Origin of the sequence: Pseudomonas sp., assembly GCF_036404235.1 — a bacterium.
In the GTDB taxonomy this organism is placed as follows: domain Bacteria; phylum Pseudomonadota; class Gammaproteobacteria; order Pseudomonadales; family Pseudomonadaceae; genus Aquipseudomonas.
Genome location: NZ_DASWOT010000187.1, coordinates 1 through 8,162, shown reverse-complemented (window position 1 = coordinate 8,162; position 8,162 = coordinate 1). Strand labels below are relative to the sequence as shown.

General features: G+C 56.3%; 7 protein-coding genes. All 7 read right to left on the bottom strand.

The window, feature by feature from the left end:
* Positions 1-2,496, bottom strand: a 2,496-nt coding sequence (locus VGC62_RS23250; protein ID WP_331189426.1) for a host specificity protein J, incomplete at its 3' end; no start/stop codon positions are given.
* 53 nt (positions 2,497-2,549) lie between these two features.
* Positions 2,550-3,143: a tail assembly protein gene (locus VGC62_RS23245; protein WP_331189425.1), complete on the bottom strand. Its 594-nt coding sequence runs from the start codon at positions 3,141-3,143 to the stop codon at positions 2,550-2,552.
* The gene (locus tag VGC62_RS23240) at positions 3,140-3,922 is read right to left on the bottom strand and encodes a C40 family peptidase (protein ID WP_331189424.1); all 783 of its coding nucleotides are present in this window, start codon (positions 3,920-3,922) and stop codon (positions 3,140-3,142) included. Before VGC62_RS23240 ends, VGC62_RS23245 begins: the two co-directional genes overlap by 4 nt.
* Positions 3,923-3,924: 2 nt before the next feature.
* Positions 3,925-4,626, bottom strand: coding sequence for a phage minor tail protein L (locus VGC62_RS23235; RefSeq protein ID WP_331189423.1), 702 nt, complete (start codon positions 4,624-4,626; stop codon positions 3,925-3,927).
* A gap of 54 nt (positions 4,627-4,680) precedes the next feature.
* Positions 4,681-5,025, bottom strand: a complete 345-nt coding sequence (locus tag VGC62_RS23230) for a phage tail protein (protein ID WP_331189422.1) — start codon at positions 5,023-5,025, stop codon at positions 4,681-4,683.
* Complete coding sequence (locus VGC62_RS23225) at positions 5,018-7,600, bottom strand: phage tail tape measure protein (protein WP_331189421.1); 2,583 nt, start codon at positions 7,598-7,600, stop codon at positions 5,018-5,020. The genes VGC62_RS23230 and VGC62_RS23225 overlap by 8 nt, the downstream gene beginning before the upstream one ends.
* A 56-nt stretch (positions 7,601-7,656) precedes the next feature.
* Complete coding sequence (locus VGC62_RS23220) at positions 7,657-7,968, bottom strand: hypothetical protein (protein ID WP_331189420.1); 312 nt, start codon at positions 7,966-7,968, stop codon at positions 7,657-7,659.
* Between the last annotated feature and the right edge of the window lie 194 nt (positions 7,969-8,162).

Sequence of the window (8,162 nt, the reverse complement as noted above, 5' to 3'; positions counted from 1 at the left end):
CACGCCGATACCGGCTGGATACCAAGGGCCAATGTTGCCAGTCCGGTCCACCAGCCGCGCCCAGAAGAAGAACGTCACACCAGCCGCCAAGCCCTGCATGACATATTCAGACTGCGGGTAAGCTAGGTCGCTCAGCTTCGTGGCGGCTGCAAGGTCAGTCGTGGTGCCATACCAAATTTCAGTCCGCTGCGTATCTTCCGCACCAGGTGGGAAAGTCCATTTCATGCCAATACCGAACAGCAGGCTTTCGGTGGTTAGGGAGGTTACTGCGGGTGGCAGACCAGTCTTGCCTTCCAAGTTGGTCAGAGCTGACGTGGTCGGGATCGAGGACACGTTGAGAGCGCTCACTGCGCGCACTCTAGCCATGTACTGACCTGAATAGATGCCACGCACGTCCGTCGAGAGCTCGCCGGTTCGGGGGATCTTCATCCACTCGCGGGCACCCCAGCGCCATTCGACATCATAGGAGACTGCTCCCGGCGCGGCATCCCAGGCGACAGTCATCACGGTGACCGCAATACCCTGCTCGACTACAACGTGCTGGCTGAGCATCACGCGCGCAGGCGCATCCTGAGTGCCTATTGGAATGCCGCTGATTGGCCGAGGGTCAACCACGGCTCCGCTGTCGATTGCTGGAAACTTGGTTGGCTCATGCTGAACCATCTCGAATTGGAACTGGTGCCACTCTGGTCTGGTGATGTTTCGAACATAGAACTGCATCACCTGCAGGTCGTCATAGTCCAGCGCCCACCCGCACTCGGCTTCTGGTACCTCGCTATAGTCCGCCATTACGGTAACTGCTCGACCGGCAAAAGACTTAACTACTCGCGCCTCGGTCTTGCCGCTTGGCAGATTGAGCATCAGTCTTGCGCCGGTTGGAATCTCAATATCACGATCCACCGTGATGACCCTGCCTGCCACGCCAGAAATACGCCCGCCGTTCGCGCGGCCTGCAAGCATAGGGTCTGCGACTGCAATCACCTGCCCCGGCCGGGGAATCTGCCCCTCAAGCCCCACACGCATGGTAGCGGTACGAGTTTGTAGCTGTTCGGTCATCAGCGCCCATTGCCCAGCCCGCTGAGCTTGTCCAAGCGATGTGCAGCCAAAGGCATCCACCTTCAGTTCGCGTACCTGACCTAGTTCGGCAATCGCCTCTTCGTCGAACACTGGCTCTTGGTCGGTCTCAAAGTCCTGATCTGGATTGTCGTAGGAGACCATCGCCGTGGTATGGCGATCACGCCAGCGGGTACCGGCGTAACGGATCTCCCCATTGTTCAGGATCATAGACTGGTTGTAGCTGAATACCGGATCGCCCGGCATGTCTGCGTTAACAACGATTTGGCTACCATCCCAGAAGGCCATGCCATTGAAGATCGATGCCAGATCCTGCAGTACAGCATAAGCATCGGCCTGCTTCTGGAGGTATAGGTTGCAGGTGAAGCGCGGCTCCTGACCACCCTTGCCGTCCGGCACCAGTTGATCGCAATACTGCCCGATGCGATAAAGCGACCAGCGATCTACCATGGTGGCGTCGATGCGCTCGCCCAAGCCGTAATAAGGATGGAGCACCAGGTCATAGAACACCCATGCCGGGTTATTGGTGTACGCCTCTTTGAAAGTCCCGTCCCAAACCCCGTTACTGGTGCCGGCCCCGGAGGTCGCGTAAGCGCGTGTCTCGGCGTTGTAGTTAGCCGGTACCCGAACGATTCGCCCGCGCATGAGTACAGCAATTTTCGCGATATCGCCGCCAAACTGCTGTGCGTCATACTCAATAGAGCTCACCGCCGTGAGGGGGTATTCCTGATCGCTGTCGACCACCTCTGCAATGGCTTCGACATACATACCGTCCTGGACCAGAGAACTGTTGGCTTCAGGGGTAATGCGTCGTGCGCGGATGGTCCAACGGCTACCAGTCGGAAGCTCCAGGCGATGCGACCGCTCATATGTGGTGACGTTCTTGCGATCAACGGATGATGCCAGCACCTCGACAAAGGGGCCGTTATCCGTAGAAATGTCTACCGCATAGCTGATAGCCACGCCATTTATGTTCCCGCTACTGTCCTGGCTTTGCAGTTGTGGCCAGCTGAAGCGAATACGGATGGCATCCGCGACTGTGTTGGTGATGGTGTAGAGCCAAGGCGCGGTACTGAGAAGCTCCTGGCTTACCGATATTTCGTTACTGGATTCAGTGTTTCCATCGAGGCGCTCCTGATTAAGCTCGCCCGATCGGAATTGCCACTTCACGCCGGGATAATTGACGGTTCCATCCGCAGCGACCACGGGGGTTCCATCCAGCTCAACGGAGTTCAAGCCGTTGACTGGGCCAACAATGGGGCCCCAACTCCACATGTAAAGGATGCGCGCAGTAGCCAGTGATGGTACGCCGTTGGTGGCAATGCTCGGCTGCTTCTGTTTGGCCTCTCCACCCTTGCCGCCAGCAACTAGGCGCCGCTTTTTAAGGGCAGTGCGGTGCGTCTTCTTTGCTACTGCGCTCATGCGCCCTCCAAAATGCAAAAACCCGCCGAAGCGGGTCAGGTGTTGTGGCTTAATCAGATGTTGTCTTGGGTGTAAATCCCGCCAGACTCAACAGCGCCGCCGATTTTCCGCTCGCCATATAGCAAGGGATATGGGTTCCCTTGCGCGATAGTCGTGACTGCACTTCCGAAGCCATAACTAGGATTGTTGCCATCATCGTTGCGATCAGAAGTGCTCGCTGTAGTAGTTGGAGCCAGCATCTGAACTACGCCCCCCAAGCCAATAGCAGCACCCCCTGCAATCATCGCCATACCGGCAGTAGAGGTAGTACCCGACCAGTCATACATGACGCCAACCACCACCAGTGCAGCCCCCAGAATGGTCTGAAACAGTCCTGCCTGCTTGCTGCCGCGCACAATCGGCATGATGCGAATGTCGCCTGCGCGAGCGACCGAGGTATCGAGGTCACCCATGCTGATGTTTCGCTTGTCGACGAATACAGCGAACACCAGTCCGCGCTCTTCGGCGTGGCGCATGAACTTCTCGAACCCCGGCTTCATGTTGCACAAAGCGCTCATCGCGTCGCGCACACCATGAGTATCCAACTGATAGCTCCGCCCGAAGCTCTTGCCCAGAACGCCGCCTAATTTAATAGTGCGAATTGTCATGGCCTGTAATCCTTGTGCCGAAGAATCAATTTCACCCGGTTGGCCATCGACCAGCCGTAGATTTCACGACTGGCTAAGCGCCCCGGCATATGGTGATAAATGAACGGGCCGGAACCGCCAAGCTTTGGCGACGACTCACTGATGAGCGTCGGCTCGTCGCCCAGGTAGATCGCTGCGTGATTGGGGAAATAGCACTCCCGGCCAGGGGTAGGGATTTGCAGCACCAGCATATCGCCGCGCTTCGCGTCGCTGACCTGGTAGAAGCCAGCGGCTTTGAAGTTGTCCTCATACAAGCTCGGACCATCCTTCTGCTCCCACCACAGGTCTTTGCGCTCGAAGTTCGGCAGCGGCAACCCTGCCTCGCGCGCGTACCAGTCGCGGCAAGCCGCCCAACAATCGAGCAGGCCATGGGAGAAATCCCGCCCCAGCAACGGAGCCACAAAGCCAGACGGCTTGAACCATTCGATATCGCCACCCGGCCAACCTACGATGGCCCATGGCAGTTCATGCAGTTCGCAGCTGACCCGGTCGGCCATACTGGGAGTCGGAGCCTTGTCGGGATGGCTATGCACGTATGCCAGCACCTCGCCCCGATCCTCGGCTGCAGCCAGGTCGTACTTGTCGATTTCGAAATTCTCACGCGGGCTGGTGGCCGAATTTGCGCACCGCACGTATTCACGGCCCTCCACAGTCTTGATCAGCACACCGCACGCCTCTGCCGGATACACCGCTTCAGCATGTTCCTTAATCGCCTGCTGGAGACCCTGGTTGATGCGCATAGTTACCTCGAACTGGCGATTAGACTTGCGCCCATGGACCCACCAAAGCGGCGGGTATTACCCCGCAACTTGCAACTGCTCCACCAGCCCCCACAACGATCCAGAGCAGAGTTGTCAGTTGGTTCATTCTTCTTGGTGAACATCGCCGTGCCCGTATAGGCACAGGCCTCTTGGCGGTACCCATTGCGCGATGCCCAGCGGCAAAGTTTGGTGATCTGTTGCGAAGGCAGCATTTGCCCTTCCATGTCCGTTGGACTGGAAAGAGCAAAGGTCACAGAGTCGCGGCTTTCGTCGGACTTCTGCTCGATGTACCAGATGTTTTCCCGGCTTTCATCCGCCGCTTCCGCGTTGCCCTCGGGAAAATTTGCAGCATCCAGAAAGTGGCGGTATGTCTCGATTACGCGCACCCTTGCGCCAGACAGATCGCGGAACTGGAGACAGATTGCCGTGATCGCGCCACGAATACCGTCCAACTCGTTGGCGACCTGCAGCGTCGGTGTTGCAGGACGGCCGTCGCCCCGGATGTCAAATCCCTTGGCAGTAATTTGGATCGGGGAATACAGCACGCCCTGCCAGATAATATCGCCCTCTTGAGCGTGACCGTGAAAGCGCCACACCTGAGCGCCGAGGCGAGTAGCGTCGATTTCAAACAATCGAATCTGATTGCCAGGCTCAAGCTTTTGGATATCGGAGTTGTAGCTCATAAGCCCCCAAATACGAAAAAGCCCGCTCGATGCGGGCCAGATGAATGTCTGCAATTACGGGCGATAGGTCTGCTTGAAGGTTGCGGTGAGGGTGAATATTCCGGCGCCGGCGGCGCTCAGTTTGTAACCATTTGAGCTATAGCGCCCCACGTCGGCACCAGGGGCTTGCCAGTTGAAGGATTTGTAACCTTCATGCCGATCCAGAAAGTCCCTAACCGCCTTCAGGTCGTCACCGTCCACCATGCGACCGGTGACTGAGATATCCCATGATTGCGACTTGGTGTTAATGCCAATGCCGCCCGCCTGGATATAACCATCGCCAAAGTCGTTTTCCCATGTACGCTGGGAAATATCGCCGGTTGCGCCGACCCTGGTGCAGAAGCTAAATGTCTCAGCCACCGGTGCGCCTCCACAAAACGCCGCCTTGCTGCGTCTCGCTCTGGATGATTCGGATAACCTCGGCGGTGAACGCCTGGCCCATGGATTCGCCCTGCTGTTGCGCCTGCTGATCAGTCATGCCGGGTTGAGCCTGCACGGTGATGGGCGCATCGATCTTGATCGATCCAGAAGAGCCTCCGCCGCCGCCCGAACTGACTCGATCAAGTGTGCGATCCAGCTTGGCGCTCGTCTCGGCAGTAGTGACGCGCTCACCCTTTTGCAGCAGCCATGTGCCTGTTTCCGGAACAGAATCGATACCGTCGTGAGCCATACCCGATAAAGCCGCGGATGCTACTCCGGCGACCATCGGCGCCGTGGCGACAGCCGCAGTCAAAGCCGCTGCTGGAGCAAGTGCCGGCCCGAAGACTGGAATGGCAGCCGTCGAGGCATAGGCGTTCACCTGAGCCGCGAAAGACGCCGCTTGTGCGTTTGCGATCAAGCCCAGCGCCGCCGACGATTGCCCAGTTTTGCCCACGACCAATTGCACGGCCTGGTACACAAGCCATTGCGCAGCCATGTCGGCCAAGGCACTAATCGTAGATTTCGCAAAGCCGCTAACCATGTCGGCCAAAGCGTCACCGGCATCCTCTGACCCTGTCGCTACATCAGAAAGAAACGTGCTCAGACTGCTGCTGGCATTGTCCAGCGTGCTGGATGTCAGGTCGGCTGCCATTTGCGTGTAATTCTGCGCAGTATCAGCGTAGTTCTGCCATGCGGCACTGACCCCATCAAGCCACTTGTTCTGTGCTTCGTCTTGCTGGTTGTAATGGTCCTGCTGATCAATAATTCGCTGAGCGTAAGCCTCTTTCGCGATCTCAGTCTCTTGGTCGTAACGCTCTTTCGTTATGTCTTTCGAGTTGAACTGCTGCCACAACTTATCAACTTCACCGAAGTAGTTTTGATCAATCTCCAGGAACTTACGTCGGCGTTCTTTCTGTTTATCACCTTGACCTGCGCCCGCCAAATCAAGATCGAGAGAATCCTTGATCTGGTGAGTTTCCTGATTGGCGTTCAAACGAAACGCCTCGACTGCTGCCAGATCCTCGTTACTTTTTTTCAGTTTCTCCAGTCTATCCATCTCACTGGCTAAACCTTCGAGACGCTTTTGCTGCTCAGCGTTGATGCCAACCAGCTTTCCGGAGGCGATCTCGAAATGAAGCTTGTCCGCTTCGGTAGCGTCCTTTTGGGCGTCCGTCGTGGTGTTGATCAGCTCGATCTGGCGCTGATAGTCAGTTTCGGTGGTTTTAAACGCGTCCTGAATCTTCTTGGCAGCAGCGGCGGAATCGCTTGCAGCTTTTTTCTGGGCGGCAGCTTGGGCAGCCATGGCCGCCGGATCAACTCCGCTACCCGTACCAGGTGTGGTTGACTGGTTCGTCTTCGCGAGCTCGGCAGCAGCTTTCTTGGCATTCGCTACGTATTCCTTGAATTGGTCGCCAGCTAACGGTTTATCAAGGTTTTCTCCGATTGCAGCAGCAGCCTGAGCTGCGACATTGAAGTTGGTAGAGGCCTCATCACGCAAACGAGCGCTGTCAGCTACAAACTGCTTTGCCGTATCGCCGAACGTTATTTTCGACATGCCTGTAGCGAGGTCGGACATAAGCGACGACAGATGCCCCACCGCCGTAGCGTATAGGCCAACCAAGGTGTTAGCCACGATATCGAAAACTCGCGTCACCCCATCGCCAGCGCTAACAACAAAAGCTGTCGTTTCCACCAGCTTTTCGCCCAGATCGCCCACCACGCCCTTCAGGCCGCCTGCGTCCTTGGCGCTCTGATTCACATCCTTGGCAAACTGTGCCAAGACCGGCAGGAACTCGGCAGCCAGCATAGCCTGGGCCGATGAGAGGTATTGCTGTAGCCCTTGAACTTCAATGCCGAACTGCTTGGCGGCAGCAATGGTCGGTCCATCCAGAATCACGCCGGCAGCTTCTGCTGCAGCACCAAGCTCATCGAAACCTTTGCCACCATTGCGCAACAGAGGTACGAGCGCGGTCGAATCGTTGGCAATAGCCTCCATGTAGAAGGTCATTTCCTGCTGACTGACGTTCGCTTTTTCCAGACTGGTGACGTATAGCGCCAACGCATCCTTGCTGTTCAACTTCTTGAACTGATCGGCAGTGACGCCAACCATAGGCGCAATATTAGTAAAGAAATCCTTAAGCGCACCACCGCCCGTGTTTGCGAAGTCTCCCAACTTATCGTTGGTGTCTTTGAATATGTCAGCGAGCTTGTCCTGCTCCACTCCAACGGTGCGAGCACCAGCAGCGTACTTTTGAAACTCGGTAGTCCCAAGACCAGCCAAAGTCGCTTGGTTGGATATCTCTTTGGCCGCATTGGCGGAAGATACTACTAGTCCTGTCAAAACCGCAGGGATGCTGCCGAGGGCGACGCCAACCCCGGCGGCAAGGCTGGCAAATGACTTTGATATCTCGGCGTTGCGCTTCTTGGCTGTCTGGCTCGCCTGATCAAGCGGCCCGGTAAACGCACCAATCTTCGCGACCAAGTCCAGCGTCAAGGTGCCCAGCGAATTTGCCATCATTTTCTCCAGGCGTAAAAAAACCCGCCGAAGCGGGGTCTTTTGTTATTTAGTGATCAGTAGGGGTTTGCTATTTGACTTGTGGTATAGCTCACAACCTTCCCATCAGGACCGAAAATCACGGAAAGCGATTGATTTTCGTAGCTTGATCCTGCGAAGCCTACTTTTGCATAGCCCCAAGCCAAAACTTCTGTCCCGTCTGAGTTTTTTGATCTAACAAGAGGCTTACCAAATACTGATAGCAAATCATCGCGAGTGGTCTGGCCCTGCTTAATAGCCTCTATCTGCTGTTGGCTGATCGGATGGCCTCCGGTCGTAGCGCATGCTGCAAGCACCATGGCGGCTGCGATAACGAGCATTTTGATCATGGTTTCCATTCCCTCAAAAACAGCGAATCTATCAGCATCACACCCAGGACTCCATAGCCTGTTCCAGCGAGACGGGCGGCTCCGAATCGTGTGGCATGAAGTCGTAGATTTTATATCCGCCATCCTTGAAGTGGCTATTCGCATATAGGGTGGCCAGCAGGGCGACTCCTCGCTCGACTCTCATTCCGATGTTC

Bases quoted from the DNA above. Each gene is read 5' to 3' on its own strand.
- VGC62_RS23245 (WP_331189425.1), bottom strand. From the start codon at position 3,143: ATGACAATTCGCACTATTAAATTAGGCGGCGTTCTGGGCAAGAGCTTC.
- VGC62_RS23240 (WP_331189424.1), bottom strand. From the start codon at position 3,922: ATGCGCATCAACCAGGGTCTCCAGCAGGCGATTAAGGAACATGCTGAA.
- VGC62_RS23235 (WP_331189423.1), bottom strand. From the start codon at position 4,626: ATGAGCTACAACTCCGATATCCAAAAGCTTGAGCCTGGCAATCAGATT.
- VGC62_RS23225 (WP_331189421.1), bottom strand. From the start codon at position 7,600: ATGGCAAATTCGCTGGGCACCTTGACGCTGGACTTGGTCGCGAAGATT.
- VGC62_RS23220 (WP_331189420.1), bottom strand. From the start codon at position 7,968: ATGATCAAAATGCTCGTTATCGCAGCCGCCATGGTGCTTGCAGCATGC.